The organism is Streptomyces sp. NPDC018833 (assembly GCF_044390825.1).
Lineage (GTDB): Bacteria > Actinomycetota > Actinomycetes > Streptomycetales > Streptomycetaceae > Streptomyces.
Genome location: NZ_JBIRZM010000014.1, coordinates 84,716 through 105,555 on the forward strand (window position 1 = coordinate 84,716; position 20,840 = coordinate 105,555).

At 68.7% G+C, this 20,840-nt stretch carries 16 protein-coding genes and 4 pseudogenes; 11 read left to right on the plus strand and 9 right to left on the minus strand.

The window, feature by feature from the left end:
- Positions 1-80 precede the first annotated feature (80 nt).
- The 6 genes and pseudogenes from ACH5AF_RS25755 (at position 81) to ACH5AF_RS25780 (ending at position 5,811) form a co-directional block, all read left to right on the plus strand.
- Positions 81-434: a hypothetical protein gene (locus ACH5AF_RS25755; RefSeq protein ID WP_398904609.1), complete on the plus strand. Its 354-nt coding sequence runs from the start codon at positions 81-83 to the stop codon at positions 432-434.
- Positions 435-549: 115 nt separating this feature from the next.
- A pseudogene (locus ACH5AF_RS25760) lies at positions 550-1,080 on the plus strand (IS701 family transposase); the annotation flags it as partial.
- Positions 1,081-1,512: 432 nt separating this feature from the next.
- The gene (locus ACH5AF_RS25765; protein WP_398904813.1) at positions 1,513-2,565 is read left to right on the plus strand and encodes a sigma-70 family RNA polymerase sigma factor; all 1,053 of its coding nucleotides are present in this window, start codon (positions 1,513-1,515) and stop codon (positions 2,563-2,565) included.
- A gap of 114 nt (positions 2,566-2,679) precedes the next feature.
- A complete protein-coding gene (locus ACH5AF_RS25770) occupies positions 2,680-4,146 on the plus strand; it encodes a PepSY domain-containing protein (RefSeq protein ID WP_398904611.1) in 1,467 nt (488 codons plus the stop codon).
- A gap of 15 nt (positions 4,147-4,161) precedes the next feature.
- Positions 4,162-5,433: a hypothetical protein gene (locus ACH5AF_RS25775; protein ID WP_398904613.1), complete on the plus strand. Its 1,272-nt coding sequence runs from the start codon at positions 4,162-4,164 to the stop codon at positions 5,431-5,433.
- A 27-nt stretch (positions 5,434-5,460) separates the two neighbouring features.
- Positions 5,461-5,811, plus strand: coding sequence for a hypothetical protein (locus ACH5AF_RS25780; protein WP_398904615.1), 351 nt, complete (start codon positions 5,461-5,463; stop codon positions 5,809-5,811).
- Between the two features lie 269 nt (positions 5,812-6,080).
- On the opposite strand, the gene ACH5AF_RS25785 is transcribed toward ACH5AF_RS25780, so the two are convergent.
- Genes ACH5AF_RS25785 through ACH5AF_RS25795 form a run of 3 tightly spaced genes read right to left on the minus strand, consistent with a single transcriptional unit; the run spans position 6,081 to position 9,735 of the window.
- The gene (locus tag ACH5AF_RS25785) at positions 6,081-7,127 is read right to left on the minus strand and encodes an ABC transporter ATP-binding protein (RefSeq protein WP_398904617.1); all 1,047 of its coding nucleotides are present in this window, start codon (positions 7,125-7,127) and stop codon (positions 6,081-6,083) included.
- A complete protein-coding gene (locus ACH5AF_RS25790) occupies positions 7,124-8,710 on the minus strand; it encodes an ABC transporter permease (protein ID WP_398904619.1) in 1,587 nt (528 codons plus the stop codon). Before ACH5AF_RS25790 ends, ACH5AF_RS25785 begins: the two co-directional genes overlap by 4 nt.
- A gap of 5 nt (positions 8,711-8,715) precedes the next feature.
- A complete protein-coding gene (locus ACH5AF_RS25795) occupies positions 8,716-9,735 on the minus strand; it encodes an iron ABC transporter substrate-binding protein (RefSeq protein WP_398904621.1) in 1,020 nt (339 codons plus the stop codon).
- Positions 9,736-9,949: 214 nt separating this feature from the next.
- Between ACH5AF_RS25795 and ACH5AF_RS25800 the strand changes: the two genes are divergently transcribed.
- The gene (locus tag ACH5AF_RS25800; protein WP_398904623.1) at positions 9,950-12,520 is read left to right on the plus strand and encodes an AMP-binding protein; all 2,571 of its coding nucleotides are present in this window, start codon (positions 9,950-9,952) and stop codon (positions 12,518-12,520) included.
- A 255-nt stretch (positions 12,521-12,775) separates the two neighbouring features.
- On the opposite strand, the pseudogene ACH5AF_RS25805 reads toward ACH5AF_RS25800, so the two are convergent.
- Both ACH5AF_RS25805 and ACH5AF_RS25810 read right to left on the minus strand, forming a co-directional pair.
- Positions 12,776-13,084, minus strand: a pseudogene (locus ACH5AF_RS25805) (transposase); the annotation flags it as partial.
- 153 nt (positions 13,085-13,237) lie between these two features.
- On the minus strand, positions 13,238-14,038 hold the full coding sequence (locus ACH5AF_RS25810; RefSeq protein ID WP_398904625.1) for a CAP domain-containing protein: 801 nt from the start codon (positions 14,036-14,038) through the stop codon (positions 13,238-13,240).
- A gap of 545 nt (positions 14,039-14,583) precedes the next feature.
- On the opposite strand from ACH5AF_RS25810, the pseudogene ACH5AF_RS25815 reads away from it, so the two are divergent.
- Positions 14,584-14,808: pseudogene (locus tag ACH5AF_RS25815) on the plus strand (IS5/IS1182 family transposase); the annotation flags it as partial.
- On the opposite strand, the gene ACH5AF_RS25820 reads toward ACH5AF_RS25815, so the two are convergent.
- On the minus strand, positions 14,802-15,005 hold the full coding sequence (locus ACH5AF_RS25820) for a hypothetical protein (protein WP_398904829.1): 204 nt from the start codon (positions 15,003-15,005) through the stop codon (positions 14,802-14,804). The pseudogene ACH5AF_RS25815 and the gene ACH5AF_RS25820 overlap by 7 nt on opposite strands.
- Positions 15,006-15,141: 136 nt before the next feature.
- On the opposite strand from ACH5AF_RS25820, the gene ACH5AF_RS25825 reads away from it, so the two are divergent.
- The 3 genes and pseudogenes from ACH5AF_RS25825 to ACH5AF_RS25835 all read left to right on the plus strand — a co-directional run bounded on the left by ACH5AF_RS25825 (position 15,142) and on the right by ACH5AF_RS25835 (position 17,586).
- Positions 15,142-15,468: a winged helix-turn-helix transcriptional regulator gene (locus ACH5AF_RS25825; protein WP_398904815.1), complete on the plus strand. Its 327-nt coding sequence runs from the start codon at positions 15,142-15,144 to the stop codon at positions 15,466-15,468.
- 170 nt (positions 15,469-15,638) lie between these two features.
- A pseudogene (locus tag ACH5AF_RS25830) lies at positions 15,639-16,830 on the plus strand (IS701 family transposase).
- A 183-nt stretch (positions 16,831-17,013) separates the two neighbouring features.
- Positions 17,014-17,586 carry a hypothetical protein gene (locus ACH5AF_RS25835; protein WP_398904626.1) on the plus strand — a complete coding sequence of 191 codons (573 nt, stop codon included), beginning with the start codon at positions 17,014-17,016 and terminating at the stop codon, positions 17,584-17,586.
- A gap of 86 nt (positions 17,587-17,672) precedes the next feature.
- Here ACH5AF_RS25835 and ACH5AF_RS25840 read toward each other — a convergent pair whose 3' ends face one another.
- From ACH5AF_RS25840 to ACH5AF_RS25850, 3 genes are all read right to left on the minus strand, one after another.
- Complete coding sequence (locus ACH5AF_RS25840) at positions 17,673-18,521, minus strand: IS5 family transposase (RefSeq protein ID WP_398904628.1); 849 nt, start codon at positions 18,519-18,521, stop codon at positions 17,673-17,675.
- A 69-nt stretch (positions 18,522-18,590) separates the two neighbouring features.
- Positions 18,591-19,010 (minus strand): RacP protein, encoded by a 420-nt coding sequence (locus ACH5AF_RS25845; protein ID WP_398904629.1) that lies wholly within the window; start codon positions 19,008-19,010, stop codon positions 18,591-18,593.
- A 2-nt stretch (positions 19,011-19,012) separates the two neighbouring features.
- Positions 19,013-20,023, minus strand: coding sequence for a DUF6192 family protein (locus ACH5AF_RS25850; RefSeq protein WP_398904631.1), 1,011 nt, complete (start codon positions 20,021-20,023; stop codon positions 19,013-19,015).
- Positions 20,024-20,840: the final 817 nt, after the last annotated feature.

Below are 20,840 nucleotides of genomic sequence, written 5' to 3' on the forward strand. Positions count from 1 at the left end.
CCGCGTTCACCGTCCTCATGCTCCAGTGCGACTTCGTGATCGAGTCGGTGGTGTCAGTAGCGTCACTTACTGTGGCAGTCATGGGCTATGGCGTACACATCACCAGGCGTACGCCGTGGTGGGAGGAAAAGGGTGAGCAGATCACCACGCAGGAGTGGGCGGCGGTGGTCGCTGCCGACCCCGACCTGGAGATGGTGCAGGTGGCCCGGGTTTCTCCGCGATGCCAGGACGTGGTGTGGGAGTACCGGCACGAGTGGCTGGCGCAGATGGCCACCCACCCGCAACGGGACACTCACGAGGCCTGGTTGGACTGGGAAGGGGGGCAGATCGTGGTGAAGAACCCGGATGAGATTCTGCTCAAGAAGATGCGGGAGATCGCAGGGGTGCTGGGGGCGCGTGTCCAGGGTGACGACTGTGAGTACTACGACGAGTGAACGCTGCCCGCCCGCAGCACGAACGGCCACCGATTGATCATCGGGGGTTGTGTGGACTCCTGAAGATCGTGCGGTGGCCGCGGGCCGCAGCGTAGACGCTGCCCGCCGGCGAGCCATGTTCGACCAGGCCGCAGCCCGGATCGCGGGCCGGTTCCGGCGGGTGGAACCCCGGGCGACCGCCCGCGCCTGTCTGCTCGGGCTGCTGTCCGGCGTCGAACGCAAGAACCAGTGGCGGCTGGCCGAGCAGGCCGGCGATGCCCGGCCCGGGCAGATGCAGCGCCTGCTGCGCAGTGCCAGCTGGGACGCCGATGCGGTCCGCGACGATGTCCGGGCCTACGTCACCGAACGCCTCGGCGCGGGCGGGATGCTGATCGTGGACGAGACCGGCTTTATGAAGAAGGGCCGCGCCTCGGCGGGCGTGCAACGGCAGTGCACCGGAACCGCAGGCCGGATCGAGAACAGCCAGGTCGGCGTCTTCCTCGCCTACGCCACCACGCGCGGACGGGCGCTGATCGACCGTCGGCTGTACCTGCCCGAGCACTCCTGGTGCTCCGACATCGAGCGGCGCCGTGCGGCGGAGGTCCCCGACGAGGTGGAGTTCGCAACCAAGCCCCGTCTGGCCGGGTTCATCTCGGACCCGTCGCTGCGCCGCCGCGTGACGGCGGCCACCAACGAGGCCGGGCACCTACGCCACCACGGAGCAGACCGTGCGCCGGATGCATACGACCCGTACCCGGACATCGAGTTCGAGACGGCGGAGGGAAGAGCCCGCCGCGGCCTGAAAGCCGCACCGCCCGCAACTTTCACGCCGCTGAGGGTGGGCACGCCTGCAGGGGTTGCAGTACTTCTCACCGCGGCCGACCGGGGGGAGGTGTCGATGCCCTGGTCGGGGACCACCAACGGCAGGCCGACGCGCCCCGTGGCCGCGGGGCGTGCTGGATTTCGGCGAGAGGAGGCTCACGTCTGTGATCGCTCCCCCGGACAGAGCCCGCCATGGCCTCGGGTTAGATTGCCGTCCGAGTCTCTAGCAGGATGGCGCTGGACTCCCTGGCCCTGGTGGAAGAGTCGAGGTTGGTGTATGCGTGAGATTCCGGATTCCGGGCCATCCGGAATACCTGCCGACCGATGGCAGCAGATTTGGAACCACCGCAAGCAGTTGCTGAAGGTGGCGCAACGACGGTCAATGAGTCTGCAGGACGCCGAGGACGCGGTTCACGAGGCAATGGCCAGAGCCGCGGAACGCCCGCACCTGGACGCTTCCCGGCTCGGCGCTTGGCTGACCTCGGTCACCATCCGGCTGTGCATTGATCAGCACCGACAGCTCAGCCGGGATGCGGGGATATGCCGGCGCGTCGGCTCGACGCTGACCGTCCCCAGCACGGTGCCGCACGAGGAAGCGGTGTGCGACCGTGCGGAGGCGCGGTGGCTGGCTCTCCAGAGTGTCGAGCTCCCCAAGAATCAGGTGGAGGCGCTGCGACTGAAGGCGCAGGACCTCGATGTAGCGCAGGTCGCGCAACGCATGGGCTTGACCTACAAGGCTGCCGAATCCCTACTGGGCCGGGCACGGCGGACACTGCGGGCTGCGCTGGCAGCGACACTGGCCGTCGTCGTGGGGATGTGGCGGGGCCGTCCCCGTCTGGTCGGCGGTACGCCGACTGCCGCGCCGCCGGCAGTGCTGGCGTCCACCGCCGTGACGCTGATGATCGCGGGCCTTGTCCTGACGTCCCCTTCCGAGACCGACGGGGTGATCGCTCCTCGGCCCGACCGGGACCAGCGCTCCGGTGCCGTGAACCCGGCGTCACATGACAAGCCGGATCTTCCGGCGTCGAGAAGACCGACCCCTGTCTCGGATCCGCAGGGCCCTGGGGCGCTGGTCCTGCCAGGACCAGCGGGCCGAGCGGTGGGCAACCCGCCGACAGGGAGTGGTCCCACCCCTGCTGATGGATTCGTGCCGGAACAGCCGCAGCTGCCCGGCCAGCCCTCCACCGGGCTACCGACACTGCCGCCCGTGCCGCCTCTGCCGATACCGGCTGAGCCAGATGTCGTCGTGCGGCCGGATGATGCCGTACCCGTCCCGCCTTACCTCCCTGGCCCGCCGTCGTCGGATGTGCTGCCCCAGCCGCTGCTCTGACCCTGGCGCGCGAGAAAAAGTCCCCAATCTTCGCGAGGGACCTGCCGCCTGACTTCGTAGAGCAGGTGACAGGCCGCTCCACCACCTGGAGCGGCACAGAAGTGCGGAGAGTCAATGCGATACACAACCCACGGCAGGCGTCGTCGCCGTCGTGCACTGCTCGCAATACCCATCGCCGTCGTCTGCGCTCTGACGGTCGGCACGCTGCCCGCCCAGGCAGCGGTCGAGGAGACCAGCCTCGGCAGACGGTTCAACGACGGCCTGGACACCCGGCTCAGCGCCACGGCGTTCCGCGATGCGGCCCGCTCGCTCGGCTACACGGGCACCAGCTACACCGCCGGGCGCAGCGCGGACGACGCGTGGTCAGACGGATTGGACTCAGGCGTCTTCGCCCTGTTCGGGCACGCGAACGGCGGCATCTTCCAGACCGACGAGGGGCCTTCGGACGACCAGGACGCGGTCCTCGTCGCCGGCCGGACGCAGGACGTCCTCCCGCTCTATGCGAATGTGCGGTTCTTCACCGAGTACCTGCCGTATACCGACGTGGACGACATGCGGCTGCTCATCCTGGCAGGCTGTGACACCGCCCAGGCCGGACAGCTCGGGGACTTCAACAAGGTCGTGGTCTCCCGCGGCGTCGACTCGGTCATCAGCTTCAGTGACCTGGTCTACTACCCGGCGACCGCTGCCGGGACGTCGCCGAGCACAACGAACTACTCCGGCAACTACTTCTGGAGCCGGTTCTCCTATCACGTCACCACGGGCGTGACTGTGTCCACGGCGCTCGCCAGGGCCCGCACCGACCTCGTGGCCAAGGAGGGTTCGGCGGGCGGCTGGGACCGGTACGTGATCCGTGGCGCGGTGGCCAGCCCTGGAGCCGTCAAGCTCCAACCCGCGGGCGAGGGCGAGCCGTGGAACAGCCAGCCTCTTGCCACCCCGCAGTTCGCCACCACGGCCTCCCTGACGCCCGTGAACACGACCACCATGCAGGGACCGGCGGGCGAGCCGCTCACGACCGTCCAGACCGCCGAGGGAGTCGACTACCGGCTGGCCGCCGACGGATCACTGGTCGACCTCGTGGGCACTCCGGCGACCAGTGGGGACGTGCGGCTCGGCGCGGACGAGGCCCGCGCTGCCGCGAAGCAGTTCGTCCAGCGCAATGTCGCCGGATGGGACGCGAGCTGGGATCTCGTGGCTGAACAGCCGGTCAGCCACATCGAGGGCGATGCCCTCACCCTGTTGACCTGGCGCCCCGTCCAGGACGGCCACGCAGGCGCGCGCGAGGTGACGGTGGAGATCGACCGCCGCACAGGAGCCGTCACCTACCTGGCGAGCACCCAGGGCACGGCCTCCGCGACGGCCTTCGCGATCAGCCGGGACGAGGCGATCGACGCGGCCCGCACCGCGATCGGCAACGACCAGGGCTCCACCACCGCCCTGGCCGACACATGGAACGCCAGCCGATGGACGGTCACCGTCGACCGCGGCCTCACCGGCCGCCCCGGGGCGGAGGTGCCGGACGTGGAACGCGTCGAGATCGACGCCCGCACCGGCGACGTCCTGTCCCGGACGAAGAGCTGAGATCAGGAGATATACGTGAAGTTCCGTTCGCTGACGCTGGGAGCCGCGGCAGCCGCCGGCTGTCTGGCGCTCACCCTGCTGCCCACTACGTCCGCCACCGCGTCGACGGCTGAGGAGCAGCCGCCAACCTCCGTCACGGTGAGCGCCCCGCAGGTACAGCCCAAGGTGACGAGGCTGCTGTTCGCCGTTCCCCAGACCCTCGACGAGCTGAAGATCAGTCTCGACGGGCTCAACCCCTTGCTGCTGCGCTACACCGGCGACATCGGCGGCGGCGACCAGCCGGGCCCCGGAGTTCCGGCCGACCAGGCCATCGAGAGCATGCGCAAGAGCGTAACCGCCGAGTTCGGCGTGGAGCCGCTGGTCTTCCTCGTCGTGGTGGACGGCGAGGTGTCCACCGCCCAGCTCACGGCGCTGGGCCCGGTCCTCGCCCGAGCCCAGGTCTTCGACTCCAACGCGCCGGGCATTGACCAGCTGCCTGCGGGCACCCTGGACCAGGCCGCCGCGGCAACCCGGGACCGCGAGACGCTCCTAGGCCGCCGCGCGGAGATGAGGGCAGCCGCCGAGAAGAGCCAGCAAGACGCGCCCACCACGGACCAGCCAACGGCCCCGGCGAACATCGGCAAACCGTGGTCACCGTGGTACGGGACGATGCAGGCCTACAACAACCCGTACGAGTCCCCCACCGATATGCCGCGCCACTTCCGGCACTACCTTCGCTGGTACTCCTCCAGCGACCTCGCCGCGTTCGGCGACGACTTCGGCTACGAGCACAACCTGTCGCTGTACAACTACGACTTGGTGGACATCGCCCCGCGCCCGTACTGCGCGGACAGCGCCTACACGCAGTTCTGGGCCGGATGGTCGACCGGGTTCAAGTGGAACGCGGTGAAGTACGGCTGGACGTTCCCCAGCAGCTCCATCCCTTACTGGGACTGGGACGACACCACCGACTCTTGCCAGAAGCTGGACTTCTCCGTTGGCGTGGGCTACCCGAAGAAGCTCAGCGCCGGGGTGACCTACTACTTCTGGATCGCAGCGGAGAAGGGGGCGAAGTCCAGCTCCCCGTACGGCATGGACGCCCAGAAGCTCAGCAACGACTGCAACGACATGGGAATGGATCCCGGCAGTTCCTGCATGGGACTGAACTTCAACCGGTTCGGCTCCGACACTGAGCGTCTGGTGAGTAAAGACCGTGGCTGGCGTGTGCCGAGCTGCGCGGACTGGGTGCGCGGGGGCTCGCCCACCTACAAGTCCAACGGCACATATGACTGCCCCGCCAACCGCTGACGTCTGGAATTCGAGGATGATGACCGCATGAGCGCACAAGACCCGCAGATTCCCGACCGGAACCGATTCCTGCGACGGATGGGCCTGACCGGTGCGTTCGTGCTCGCTGGACTGGCCGCGCTGCTGTGGCTCGGGGCCGATGTCGTCGGGACCAAGGAATGCCTCGACAACGGCTACGGCATCGTCGTCGAAGGCGGCGGCATGGCCATGACCAAGGAGGGCGATTGCCGGATCACCGTGCCGACCACCCTGGGAGTGTTGAGCGGAGTGCTGCCCACCCTCAGTGAGCCGATTGCGAGGGCGGCGCTGCTCGCGGGACTGGCCGGTGCCGTACCGCCCAGCATCTGCCTCTGGCTGGCGACCCGGCGCCCGCGCTGACGGAAGCAGTCCCTTGTCTTCCCGGCTCCAGCCGGGAGGACAAGGTTCCGGGGCCACCCAACGGCGGACTGAGCATCCGCTGCCTCGCCGTCGCGATCTCCCGCTCGGGGTGCAACCACCGATTACGGGGACAGAGCCGAACGATTTACGGTCCCTGCGTCATCACCGAAAGTGCGACAGAGCCAATCGAGCGGTGTAACCAGGGCGCTCGAAGCCGCGGCAGCTGGCGGGCTGCGGAGAGGCGGCCGCAGTACAACGGAGCACCGGCATCACATGGCAGCGGGGTGGAGGGTTGCCTCCCCCGTCACCTCGATGCCCGTGCGCTCGCCGGGTCGGGCAGCAGCCTGGCCGGGGACGCGGACGTCGATGGCCCCGTCGATGCCGTCCACGGCGACGCTGACCATCGCATCATGGCCGTAGAAGCGGACGTCGGTCACCGTGCCACCTGCTTCCGCCGCATCCGGGTCGACCAGACGAAGCTGCTCGGGACGGAGCAGCACCACGCCCTGGCGGAGCTCGCCGGTGGGGGCCGCGAGCGGGATACTGCCCAGGGCGGTTGCCACCCTGTTGTGGTCCGCGGTGCCGGTCACGAGTACCGCGTCGCCCACGAAGGCCGCGACCCAGGGGTCGGCGGGCCGGCGGTAGACCTCGTGCGGTGTGTCGCACTGGGCCACCCTGCCGCCGCGTACGACGGCGACGAGGTCGGCGGTGGAGAGCGCCTCCTGCTGGTCGTGGGTGACCAGCAGCGCCGTGGCGCCGGTGGCATGCAGGGCTGCGCGCACGTCGGCCCGTACGCCAGTGCGCAGGGCGCTGTCGAGGGCGTTGAACGGCTCGTCGAGCAGGACGAGGGCCGGCTCCGGAGCCAGCGCCCGGGCGAGGGCGACGCGCTGCTGCTGGCCGCCGGAGAGCTCGTGCGGCATGCGGTCGCCGTAGCCGGACAGGCCGACGAGTTCGAGCATTTCCTCGGTGCGGAGCCGCCGGGTGGAGCGATCGGGGCCGGGGAGGCCGAAGGCGACGTTGCGGGCCACGCTGAGGTGCGGGAAGAGGGCGCCCTCCTGGGGGACAATGCCGATGCGGCGCTGCTCAGGGGGAAGGTGCACGCCGGGGCCGCTGAGGGTGCGTCCGCCGATGGTGACGGTTCCGGCGTCGGAACGCAGGAAGCCGGCGATGATGCGCAGCAGGGTGGTCTTGCCGCATCCGGAGGGGCCCAGCAAGGCTGCCAGGGCGCCCCCGGGCACGGTGAGGTCGAGGCCGTCGAGGACCGGCGCACCGGGGCCGTATGCCTTGGTCAGCCCGGTGATCTGCAGGTCGGTCATGTGCGGTGCCTTCCGAGGAAGTAGGACGGGACGGCGGCCAGCAGGATCAGGGCGGCGGCGTAGGGGGCCGCGGCGGCGAACGATCCGGTGCCGGTCTCGGTCCAGAGGCGGGTGGCCAGGGTGTCCATGCCGGTGGGGCGCAGCAGGAGGGTCGCGGGAAGCTCCTTCATGCAGACCACGAAGGTGAGGGCGGCTCCGGCGGCCACGCCCGGGGCGGCCAGCGGCACGGTCACCTCGCGCAGCACCTTCAGCGGACTGCGTCCGAGCGAGCGGGCGACGTCCTCCAACACCGGGGGCGACTGGAGCACGGCGGCGCGGGTGCCGGCCACGGCAACGGGCAGGAACAGCACCGCGTACGCGCAGACGAGGAGAGGCAGTTCCTGGTAGAGGGGTTCGGCGTAGCGGACGGCGAAGAAGACCAGGGACAGTGCGACGGTGATGCCGGGGAGGGCGTGGCCCGCGTAGGCGGAATGCTCCAGCAAGGTGGCGGTGCGGCCGCGATGACGGGCGGCGATCACCCCGACCGGCAGCGCGAGGAGCGTGGTGAGCGCGGCGCCCGCGGCGGCGACGCCGAGGGTCGTGGCGGCAGTGTCGGCAAGCCTATCGGGGTCCCAGGTCGCGGAGTTGCCGGCAGCGAGCCAGTAGCCGAGGGTGGCCAGCGGCGTGAGGACGGCAGTGCCGGTGACCGCCGCGCACCAGCCGAGCGCGGGGAGTTGCCACCGGCCGAGCGCCAGGGTTACGGCCGGGCGTGCGGTGCCGGTGCCCGTCCGGGCGTGGCCCGCGCGGCCGCGGGTACGCGCCTCTGCGGCAACGAGCGCGATCGTCATCACGACGAGGACGACGCTGAGAGCGGCGGCTGGGGTGCGGTCGAAACTGGCCCGGTAGGAGGTGTAGATACCTCGGGTGAAGGTGTCGTAGCGCATCAGGGAGACGGCGCCGAAGTCGGAGAACACGTACAGCGCGACGAGTACCGCACCGCCGGCGGCCGCGGGGCGCAGCTGCGGCAGGGTGACGCGCAGGAAGGTCTTGAGCGGGCCGTGGCCGAGCGAGCGGGAGACCTCTTCCTGTGCCGGATCGGTCCCGCGCAGGGCGGCGGTGACGGGAAGGTAGACGTACGGGAAGCTCACCAGTGTCAGGGCAACGGCTGCTCCCGCGAAGCCCGCGAGGTCGGGGAAGGCGGACAGCCAGGCGAACCCGGCGACATAACTGGGCACGGCCAGCGGCAGGGTCACCAGCACCGACCAGGCCCGGGCACCGGGCAGGGCGGTGCGGGCGGTGAGCCAGGCCAGCGAGACGCCCAGAACCAGGCAGGCGGCGACGACCACGGCGGCCAGACCCATGCTGCGGCCGAGGAGTTGGGCGGTGCGTTCGTCGGCGATGACGTCCCAGGCAAAGGCCGGGCCGCGTTCCAGGGAGCGTATCGCGAGGTAGCCGAGGGGCAGGAGCGCGAAGACGGCGGCGACGGCCGCCGGGACGAGGAGGGCAGCCGGTGGACGACCGGCACGCGACCGCCCGGCCGGCGAGGTGGCGCCGGTCGGGCGGACGGCCGGATCCGTCTGCGCGAGGGGATCCGTGGGATGCATCCGGATCAGACCATCCCGGCGTCCTGAAGCATCTTCAGGGTCTCCTGAAGCGATTCCAGCTTGCCGAGGTCGATCGTGGGCGAGTCGAGGGAGGCCAGCGGCGGCAGGCCCTTGACCGTGCTGGTCACGCCCGCGGCCAGGGGGTACTCCTTGGTGTCCTCTGCGAAGTACTTCTGCGCCTTCTCTGACAGCAGGAAGTCGACGGCCTTCTGCGCGGCCGGGGCTTGGTCGCTTCCCTTGACGATGCCGACGCCTGCGGCGTTGACGAGGGCGCCGGGGTCTCCGCCGGGCAGGAAGTGGATCTTCGCCTTGACCTTGTTCTCGCCCTCCTCGGCGACCCGCTCGTACCAGTAGTAGTGGTTGATCAGGCCGAGCGAGACCTCGCCCTCGCCGACCGCGTCGAGGACCTTGAGGTTGTTGTCGTAGACCTTGGGCTCGTTGGCCTTCAGGCCCGTGAGCCAGGCTCGGGTGGCGTCGTCGCCCTCCAGGACTCGCATGCCAGTGACGAATGCCTGGAAGGAGGCGTTGGTCGGGACGTAGCCGATCTTGCCCTTCCACTCCGGCTTGACCAGGTCGTGGACGGTGTCCGGGACCTTGGCGACCTGGTCGGGGTGGTAGGCGAGAACGCGGACCCGTCCGGAGGTGCCCACCCAGTCGCCCGCGCCGCCGCGGAAGGCCGGGTCGACCTTGTCGAGCGACTCCTGGGGCAGCTTCTGCAGCAGGCCCTTGGTGGAGAGGGCACCGAGTGCGCCCGCGTCCTGGGAGAAGAAGAGGCCGGCCTTGGTCTTGGCGCCCTCTTCCTGGATCTGGGCCGCAAGTTCGGCACTCTCGCCGTACCGGACGGCAACCGTGGTGCCGACGGCCTTCTCCAGCTCGTCGAGGAGCGGCTCGACCAGCTTCTCGTTGCGGCCCGAGTAGATCACGAGCCCTGCGTCGTCCTCGTCGACGCCGCAGCCGGCGACGGCGGGGAGGAGGAGTGCCGCCGCGAAGAGCGCGGTCAAGCGTCGGGCCAAGGGGCGTCGCATGGGGAGCCTTCCTGCAACAGCAGCAGAGAACGTGAACGCCCCATAAGTAAGGTAAAGCTAACCTAAAGGTCAAGGGTGATGCACACAACAATTCGGCTCCGCCGGCGCATCGGCGGAGCCGAGCATACCGCTTACCTTCTTGTGGATCTCCAATGAGCCACCTGTGACTTTCCTGTGACTATCGGGCGAGGTAAGGCTTTCCTAAGATGCGCCCGTGACAGTCCTTCCCGACCTGTGTTCAGGCAGCAAGTCCGTCCCGTTCGTCCTCGGCCTCGCCGCCCACGGCGACCGGACCGCGGTCATCACGGCCGACGGCCGGGTCAGCTACGCCCAACTGGCCCACCGGGTGGACGTGATGGCCCGCCGCCTCGGCAGCGAACGCCGTCTGGTCATGCTGGTCGGCGCGAACACCCTCGACGCCCTCGTCATCCACCTCGCCGCCCTCGCGGCCGGGCACCCCCTCCTCCTGGTGCCGGGCGGCCACGACGAAGCCGTCAAGTCCCTGATCGACGCGTACGACCCGGACGTCGTGGCCCACCCCGATGGCAGCGCATGGGTGCTCGACGAGCGTCGCCCGGGTTCGGTCCACGACCTGCACACCGACCTCGCTCTGCTCCTGAGCACCTCCGGTTCGACCGGATCCCCGAAGCTCGTGCGACTGTCCCACGAGAACCTCCAGGCCAACGCCAAGTCCATCGCCGACTACCTCGAAATCCGCGACACCGACCGCGCCGCGACCACCCTGCCCCTGCACTACTGCTACGGCCTGTCCGTCGTGCACAGCCATCTCCTGCGCGGCGCGGGGCTGATCCTGACCGACCTGTCGGTCGCCGACACCTGCTTCTGGGAGCTGTTCCAGACCCACCGCGGCACGACTCTCGCCGGGGTCCCGTACACCTTCGACCTCCTCGACCGGGTCGGCTTCGCCTCGATGGAACTCCCCCACCTGCGCTACATCACCCAGGCAGGCGGACGGCTCACCCCCGACAGGGTCAGGCGCTACGCCGCGATGGGCCGCTCCGCCGGCTGGGAGCTGTTCGTGATGTACGGCCAGACCGAGGCGACCGCCCGCATGGCCTACCTGCCCCCGCACCTCGCCGAAACCCACCCCGCGGCGGCCGGCATCCCCATCCCCGGCGGCTCCTTCCGGCTCCAGCCGCTACCCGACCAACCCGATGAGAACACCGGAGAGCTGATCTACACCGGCCCCAACGTCATGCTCGGCTACGCGCACACACCGGAGGATCTCCGGCTGGGCCGGACCGTGAACGAGCTCCACACCGGCGACACCGCGCGCCGCACCCCCGATGGGCTCTACGAAATCACCGGCAGACTCAGCCGGTTCACAAAGATCCTCGGCTTGCGCATCGACCCCCAGCAGATCGAGGCGATGCTCGCACGCGACGGCGTCACCGCCCTGTGCACCGGTGACGACGAAGCGCTGTCCGTAGCCGTTGTGGGAACCGATACCTCCGAAGCCCGACGGATACGCACGCTCGTCGCCGACGAGTGCGGCCTGCCGACCCGTGCGGTCCACGTGCACATGGTGGCGGACCTCCCCCGCCTGCCCACGGGCAAGCCCGACTACCGAGCCGTGCGCGCACTGAGCCACGCGGCCGCCGCAGCCCGTACGGAACGCACCCTTCCCCCAGGCGACCGCACTGCGGATCTGTGCCTGCTCTACGCGGAGGTGCTCGACCGGAGGGATGTCACGGCGAACTGTTCCTTCGTCAGCCTGGGCGGGGACTCGCTCTCGTACGTCGAGATGTCCCTCCACCTCGAAGAGCGGCTCGGCCACCTGCCGGCCCACTGGCACACGACGCGGATCAAAGACCTCCGGGCGTCCGAGCCGCCGGACCTCCCCTCTCGCACGCGAAGGCTGGAGACCAGCGTTGCCCTCCGCGCGCTGGCGATCTTCTGCATCGTCGGCTCGCACATCCACGTGTTCGGCATCAAGGGCGGAGCACACATCCTGCTCGCGGTCGCCGGGTACAACTTCGCCCGCTTCCACCTCACCACCGCCGACCGGCGCGTTCGCGTACGGCGGGTCTGCACCAGCATCACCCGCGTCGCGTTGCCGAGCATGACATGGATCGGTTTCGTACTTCTCCTCAACGACGACTACACACTCGCCAATCTCTTTCTGCTCGACAGTGTCTTCGGGCCCGAAGACCTCAAGACCGGCATGCACTTCTGGTTCATCGAGGCCTTGATCTACATCCTGATCGCGGTCGTCGCCCTGATCTGCCTGCCTGTGGCCGACCGGGTGGAGCGCCGCTTCCCCTATGCCCTGCCTCTGGGCCTCGCGGCCCTGGGGCTCCTCACTCGATACGACCTCGTCGGCCTGCCCCATCGCACCGAGATGCCCGACGCGGTCACCGTATTCTGGCTGTTCGCACTCGGGTGGGCAGCGGCGAAGGCCGGCAACGTACGCCGCAGACTGCTGGTCACCGCCGCGGCACTGGCCACCGTGCCGGGCTTCTTCCCCGGCGACCCCGGCCGGGAAGCAATCATCGTGGCCGGCTTCGTGCTTCTGGTGTGGGTGCCCACCCTGCCCAGCCGAGAACGCCTCAACCGGCTGGCAGGGCTCCTGGCCACCAGCTCGCTGTACATCTACCTGACCCACTGGCAGATCTTTCCGCTGATCGACGGTTTCTCGCGGCATCTGGCCTTCGTCGCCGCGCTCCTCTTCGGCATCGCCTACGCCGCCGGCGCGAGCCGCCTGATGAAGGGGCTGCCCGCTCTGCCATCACCGGCCGGCCGGCGTTACGGCAGCTCCGGGTGAAGCGTTCGCACACATGCCTGGAAGTCAAGGGCGAGGCACGAACAACCGGCCGATCACAGCGGTGTGATGGGACACGGCGAGCACGTCGACGAACTTCGGCTTCGAGTCCTTGCCCACCGGACTGATCGCGTCCGTCGTTTCCCCTCGGGCATGCCACCCACGGGCCGGCGGGCATGTGCTGCCAGGTCGACCGGTTGCGGTGACAGCGAACCACTGCCCGTTGGCGTGGTCCTCCAAGACCGGCATGACGGCCGCCGACGTCGATGTCCACCGGAACCCGGTTTCCATCAGCTCCAGCGATAGGGCGTACTTCCAGTCCAGACGCGACTGAACCGCGTACGCGGCCTGCCGGTCGGTCAGCCCCTCGACGAACTGCAACACCGACACCAGCGCCAGACCGTGACGCGACACCGCCGGACGCCTCCGCACGGGGAATCATGCTCTCAAAATCGTCATCGGCGAACACCGGCCTGAGCACATCCGCGCCAGCATCGCCAGGCAGCCCTTCGGGAACACCGCACGAGTCACCCGCACGGTCTCCTCCGGGATCTCCGCCCGCTCCACCCACGCAACGACCCCCCGAACACGACGAGGGCCTGCACAACCCCAACGGGGTAGTACAGGCGGTCGTCACGCGAGCCCTCACGGATTTGCCAACAGCGTCCGGCTGATCACGGCAGGGCCTCCCGCTGTCGCTCCAACCTTTCGCAGCGCCGCCTATCGGGCCGTGCCGAAGTCCTGCGTCCAGTAGTCACCGGGCTGCGCGAGGCCGACTCCGATCTCCTTGAACGCGCAGTTGAGGATGTTCTCCTTGTGGCCGGGGCTGGACATCCAGCCCGCCATGACACTCTCGGGGGTCTCGTAACCGTAGGCGACGTTCTCGCCGTAAGTGCTCCAGTTGTAACCGGCGCGCGTGATCCGGTCACCCGCGTCCGAGCCGTCGGAGCCCGTGTGGGACATGTTCCGGTGGGCCGCCATGTCCTCGCTGTGATCCTGCGCGGCCTTGCTCAGCTTCGCGTTCAACGTCACAGGGGAGCAACCGGCCTTGCTGCGCTCACTGTTGACGAGTTCCACAACGCGGGCGACATCACCGGACGCGGGTGCCGCGGTGGACGGCGAGGCCGGCTTGGGCGCGGCCTTCGTCGCGGTGGGCTTGGGCGCGGCCTTCGTCGCGGTGGGCTTGGGCGCCGCCTTCGTCGCGGTGGGCTTGGGCGCCGCCTTCGTCGCGGCCGGCTTGGGCGCCGCCGGCTTCGGGGTGCCCTGCGTCGCCGTTGGGACATGCGACTCGTGCGGGGACGCCTTCCTGGCCCACTTGTCCCCGTCCCACCACAGCTCGGACTCGTTCCCGTCCCATCCCTGCGCGGAACCTGCACTCTCCCACTGGCCGTAGGACCGTCTGTGCTCGGTCCCCTCCGAGTCCATACAGGCGATGGCGACAGAGGGCACACCCACGGCCGCCATGGCGACGGCAGCGATGGCTATCTTCCGGTGATGCGTCGTTCTGCGGTGCTTGCTCATGTGTGACCTCACTCGTCATCGCGGAGCGCCACCGAGAGCGGTTGGCCCGGCCCATTCTGTGCGTGACCTGCGGGGACGCCTTTGCGGGCAGCCATTGTTAGGACCACTGCGCGCTGAGGGCAACGCCCCCCTTCTACTAGCAGCGATAGTAGGAAGGGATGCCCTTGCCTTGTGCATACGGGCGTGCTGGCCCGCGTGCGGAACCTTCCGATCCTTTTGACGCCCCGTCAAAAAAGCCTGCGCGATCGACAGGCGGGCGCATGCGCCGAGACGACCGAAGCCGACCAAACGCCGCCCAGGGCATGTCCGTATCGAGATGGACAAATAACCTTATATCCACAAGGGGTCATCTACTATCGATCCCCCTGTCGCCTGAAATGGCTGTGACAGATATCACGGAATCACTCGTTCCGTTTCATTGCCGGCCTGAGCGCCGTAGATGCCCTCCGGGCCGCCACCAATGAGGTCGAGCAGTACCAGCGCGTGCAGCCACGCGGACTTGTCACGCGGACGTCGGCGGCCAGGCAATGAACGACATTGCTCAGCACCGCCCCGACGAGGCGCTCGGCCGGTCCAGAGGAGGTCTGACCACGAAGATTCATCTGGCCGGAGACGGCGGCTGCCGGCACCTGGCGGTGCTGATCACGCCCGGACAGTGGGCCGACGCACCTCAGCTAATCCCGGTTCTTGAGCGCGTTCGCGTACCGCGGCCCGGTGGCGGTCACCCGCGCACCCGGCCTGACCATCTCAGCGGCGATAATCCTTACTCACCCAGCGACCGGTCAGGGTGCTGCAGGTCGGCGGTGCCGAGGCCAGTATCGACCAGGACGAGCCCGTCCGAATCCGTCTCGATGAGCAGGCAATGGCAGACAGCGGCCAGCTCCCGGTTCACGACGCCTGCCGTGGGTTCTTCGCCGAGCGGTGGAATCTTGCGGAGGGAACCGCAGTTGAGGTGGTGGATACGCACAGGGCCCCCTGGAGACAAGTGGGCGGACTGTTCGCGACGGACGTTAGGACGGGCCTTCGTGACTCACCAAACGGTTGGACACGCACCGGCGGCTGATCAGGACGGTCCCCTGGCGGACTGTCCTGATAGCGCCCTCGTGCCGCCGGGCCACGAACCGCGATGCCCTGTCGACATCACCCTCGCCACGCTGAGCGGCCGATGGACGCCGCTGGTACTCCGCGAGTTCCTACGCCGCGGTCAGGCCACATACTCCGAGCTGTCCGCCGCCCTGCCCGCTCTCTCGGACAAGGTCCTCTCGGACCGGCTGGCCCAGTTGACCAGTGCGGGCGTCATCGAGCGCCACGGCAAACCCGGTTGGCCTCCCCGGGTCCGCTACATTCTGACCAGCCAGGGCCGGGCGCTGGAGCCGGTGGGGCGCAGCATGTGGGAGTGGGGTATGGCGCGACGGGACGCCCTTAGCTGATCACCAGACCCATCGGACACGGCCTAATACTCCAGTGTGACTTCGTGATCTTGGGTCGGACCCGGGTGAGAACTGGAACGGCCACCGCGTGATCATCAAGGGTTGTGTGGACTCATGACGATCGTGCGGTGGCCGCAGGTCACAGCATAGACGGCGCCCGATGGCGGGCGATGTTCGAGCAGGCTGTGGCCCGGATCGCGGGCCGGTTCAGCCGAGTTGAACCCCGGGCTACCGCCCGCGCCTACCTGCTCGGACTGCTGTCTCGTGCCGAGCGGAAGAACTGCTGGCAGTTGGCCGAACAGGCAGGCCATGCGCGGCCGGGCCCGATGCAGCGGCTGCTGCGCTGCGCCCGCTGGGACGCCGACGCCGTCCGCGATGACATCCGCGCCTACGCCGTCGAACACCTCGGCGCCCAGGGCTCGGTGCTGATCGTGGACGAGACCGGCTTCGTGAAGAAGGGCCGGGCTTCGGCGGGCGTGCAGCGCCAGTACACCGGTACCGCCGGGCGCATCGAGAACTCCCAGGTCGGCGTCTTCCTCGCCTACGCCACCAGCCGGGGACGGGCCCTGATCGACCGCCGGCTCTACCTGCCCGAACAGTCCTGGTGCTCCGATCCCGAGCGCCGCCGGGCGGCCGGGATACCCGAGACTGTGCAGTTCCAGACCAAGCCCCGCCTGGCCTGGGAGATGATCGCCGCCACGCTGGACGCCGGGGTGAAGGCACCGTGGGTGACCGGCGACGAAGCCTACGGGCAGGACCCTCAGCTTCGTGCCGCCCTGGAGACACGCGGGACCGGCTACGTTCTCGCGGTCGCCTGCTCCACCCGGGTGCGGATCAACTTGGACCGGACCACCATCCGCGCGGACACCGTCGCCGAACGGCTCCCCGCCACCGCCTGGCAGCGGCACAGCGCCGGAGCCGGTGCGAAAGGCCCGCGTTACTACGACTGGGCCTGGATCCACATCGGCACCGGCGAACACCGCCACCTGCTGATCCGACGCAACCGCACCACCGGCGAACTCGCCTTCTACCTGTGCTGGTCACCTGCCACGGTGCCCCTTGCGGAACTCGTCCGGGTCGCCGGTGTCCGCTGGAGCGTCGAGGAGTGCTTCCAGGCCGCCAAGGGCCAGGTCGGACTCGCACTACCAGGTCCGCAACTGGACCTCATGGCACCGGCACATCACGCTCGCCATGCTCGCCCTGGCCTTCCTGACCGCCCTCGCCGCCGACGCAGCCCCCGACCGGCCCATCGATCCCCACCACCCCGCCCGCGGCAGCGACCCGATCACGCTGACCGTCCCCGAGATCCGCCGCCTACTCATCGTCGCGCTCATCCCGCCGGCCGTGAGTGCGTGTTTCTGATCCTGGGCTGCCCTGGTCATCTGGCCGAACGGGACACAGACTCGCGCTTCCCCTGCCCGGGGGAACACGAGCAGACGACGTGGCCTGCCTCGAACATGCTGTGCGCGAGATGATCGAGCCGCTGATCTGACTCTTCCGCCGCATCAGGGTAGTTGTCAGTCCTGATCATTAGGCTCCAGGCGCATGACCTACATCTTCGATGTCTTCACTGGTGCACGCCGGGGCGCCACCCTCACCGGCACCGTGCAGTACCGCGATCCCGACAACTACGGGTTCTCCCAGGGGCCCGTGTTCGGCCTGCAGCTCATCATGGATGCCTGGAAGGAGGGTGGTGACTTCGGTGCCGGGCCTGTCTCCGCCGCGACGGAATCCGAGTTCAAAGAGCTTTTCGAGCTCTATTGCGGCGGTGAGGTACGCGTCGATGAGGAGGGCTACCGGCTCGAAGACGGCTCCGCCAATGTGCGCATACCCCGCGTCAACGTGGTAGAGCGCTATAAGGACCAATTCGGAGGACGGAGCTACCGCTCCCACGGACAGCGCTACGTCATGCTCCGGCCCCAGCCCGCCGAGTTCGCACGCCGTACCGAAGAGATCATCGTCTCCTGGGAGATCCGCCAGGACGACCCCACCGATCTCGACGAAGACGAGGGGACGTCTGCCGACTTCACCCTCGAAGTGAGTGACCCCCGCTACCTTGAGCACTTCACCAAGAACACGTACTTCCAAACGGCCTTCACAGGCCACCTCCCCTCGTAGGTTCGACCTAGCCGGAATTTCACCGTCGTCCGGTGGCCTTCTGGGCTGCCGGACTTCGGGTCAGGCGCCGAGTAGAAGAAGCGCCGTCAGGTGTCGGCCTGCGCCGGTTTCCTCGGCCAGCTGGGGGTGGCGCCCTTCCGGGCCAGACGCCTGGTCATGAGGGTGATGGCAGCCCATGTGATCAGCGTCTCGGAGTGCTGGACGAGCCGTTCGTAGTCCCTCGCGTGGCGGCGGGCGTGCATCATCCACGCGAGCGACCTCTCGACGACCCACCTGCGGGGCAACACGACGAAGCCGGAGGCGTCCTTGGGACGGCTGACCGGCTTGATCGTCAGGTTCAGGTGCTCCTTCGCCCAGTTCACGAGCTTGCCGGCATAGGCGGAGTCGGCCCAGACGATGGTGATTTCGGGGTGCATGAGGCGGAGGCGGAAGAGGACTTCCTTCGCCGCGGCGGAGTCGTGCAGGTCGGCAGGGGTGACCATGACCAGCAGCGGCAAGCCACGCGTGTCCACGATCATGTGGCGCTTGCGGCCATTGATCTTTTTGCCCGCGTCATAGCCGCAGGAGTCCCTGCCGACGGTCTCGGCGGCCTTCACCGACTGGGAGTCGATCACGGTGGCCACAGCCCTGGGCCCCTTGCCCATCTCGCGGCGGATCCGGCTGGTCAGATAATCGCGGATCTGACCGATCACGCCAGCGGCGGCCCAGCGGGCCATAAATCCCCAAACCGTGCGCCAGGGCGGAAAATCCGCAGGCAGGGCCCTCCATTTGCAACCGGTGTCCACGACATAGCGGATCGCATCCACGATCTCCCGGCGGGGATGCTTCTCGGGCCGCCCGCCTCGGCTGGTCTCGCAGGCCGGGGTCGGCAACAGCGGTTCGATTAGGGCCCATTCGGCGTTGGTGGTGTCGGAGGGATAGCGGCGGTGACGCATGACGACTTCCCGTCCGGTCAGCGCAGGGTGGGGGCGCCCGGCCCTTGGCCGGTCGCCCCTCACCGGCGGTCAGGAAGAGACGACGAGATCGAGGGTGGATTCGATGGAGTTGAGCTGGGCGATGATGTGCTTGACCCACTTGTCGCCCGGGTGGGCGGCGGCGTGCGGGGCGACCGTGCCGGTCAGGAACCGGCGGAACTCCGTCAGCTTCTCGGTGAGCACGGCCCGCTCGTATGCCTGAAGCGCGGCCGGCTCAGCCCCGAGCTGATAGCCGTCGGCTCTGGTCCAGATCAGCGGCGGCCAGCCATTCTCCGCGATGATGTCGCGCAGACAGGCGAGACCCGCCCGGACCTGACTCGCGGACAGGTCGCTGGCGCGTACCAACTGAGGGAACAGCAGCCCCGCGGGCCTGGCCTCGAACAACACGAACCGCAGGGTGTCAGCATGCCGCTGAGCGGCCTCGCCCCGGCGCCGTGAGGCGCGGGGCATACCTACTCGCCCCGCAGCATGCGGGCCAGCTCGCCGTCCATGTCGACCTTGCCCGTGTCGACCGCGGTCTCGATCCAGTCCAGCGTCGCCCGGACCTTGGCGATGTTCTCGTGCACGATCGTGCGCTCGTCCTCGCCCAGTGTGCGGTCCCGCAGGCCAGGGACCGCCCGGCCGGCCGCGGCCACGAAGGAATGGCAGGCGGTCACCAGGTCCAAGAACTCCACCGTCCGGTCGATGTGGCGGACCGCTGGGGCGACCGGGCTGGTGTCCTCGAACTCATCGCGGGTCTGTCGGCCCCGCTCGACCTGGGCATAGTTGACCTGGTGGCGGGCGGTGTCATCGCTCATCGCCTTGAAGGCGACGTCTGGGCGCCGCAGCAGTCCGGTGGTCACCTGGGCGGCCACGTTCTCGTCGCGGGTGAACTCCTCCACTACCCGGACCCTGTCCTCGGCCTTGACCTGGGCGGCGACCGCCGGCCGCCGCAGAAAGTCGGTGGTCACCGTCGCGGCGACATCTTCGTCCTGGGCCAGGGTGTGGATCGCGGTGACCTTCTCCTGCGGCGAGATGGGGTGCTCGACCTGGCGTCCCACCTGCCGGTTGGCGTCGTCGACCGTCCACCGTTTCTTGCCCTCGGGCGGCTGCTTGATCGCGGCGAACCGCTCTTCCTCGTCAGGAATGCTGCCCAGGACCCGGTGAACTGTGAACGAGGCCCCCGTCTGGCGGTGTTCCTTCGGCCACCGCGACGCCGTCCACCGCGCGTTCTCCACCGTCGTGCGCCTGAGCCCGATGTCCTCGGCGAGCCGGGTCAGGGCCTGGCGAACAGTGAACAGATCCCGTCCCGGCAAGGCTTCCCGGCCATCGTCGGGAACACGCATCGGTTCGATCTCCAGCGCGCGGTCCCCGATCGTGAACTGGCCCTGGGTCTGCTGCTCGACCACTTCCCGCAGCTCGGCCACGATCTGCTCGTAGCGCTGCTGGCTGACGTTTCCGACCTTGTCGATCTCCTCCGGCATGGTGTCTCACCACCCATGCGGGCCGGGGTACGGAGCTGAAGTCCGTGACGTGGACACGACCCGCTCATCACCGAGAGTCAGACCGCAAATCCGGAGATCACAACGAACGACCGAAAATGACCGATTGCTGACCGAAGTTGGACTCAGGATGCGTTCGCGATGCGGTTACTGTGACCGTCCGCCGAACGTTTCCTTCCGGCGCCTCCAGGCCCTCACCTTGCACCGCGGCCCGCAGTACAAGGCCGTCGCCCTCCGGTCGACGCCGGCGATCCACCGGGCCCCGCACTCGGGACACTCGACCTCGCCCGCACCGCCCTGCACGGCCGCCAGGCGCTTGCGCAACCGCCGGTCCGTACGCCACTGCCTGGCGCGACAAGCCGAGGAACAGAACGAGGCGTCAGGCCGGGCCCCCAGCCTCAGCCGTTCGCCACATGCCCGACAGTCCCTCTCCCCGGCCCGCCCGGTGCCCTTGGACACCACGCCAGCGTAGAACCCAAGGCTACTCAGAACCCTGGGATCCGAAACACGCACTGACAGCGGCCAGGCTCCTGCACTGGTCCAACTGGCGCCGACGCCACCAGGCAACAGCCCGCCGCAGCCACTACCGACAACGGTCAACTGACCAACTCACCGGATAGATCACGAAACCGCACTGGAGTACTAACCGGCTGGCGCAACCACGACCACGACCGAGCTACGCGACGAGAGCATGCCGGCCCCGTGTGCGTACCGGGGACACCGTCACGGCGCCCGCTCGGCCAGCAAGCAGTAAGCGATATCGCGACCCTCTCCCAGCAAAGGGTCCCAGGACGGAGTA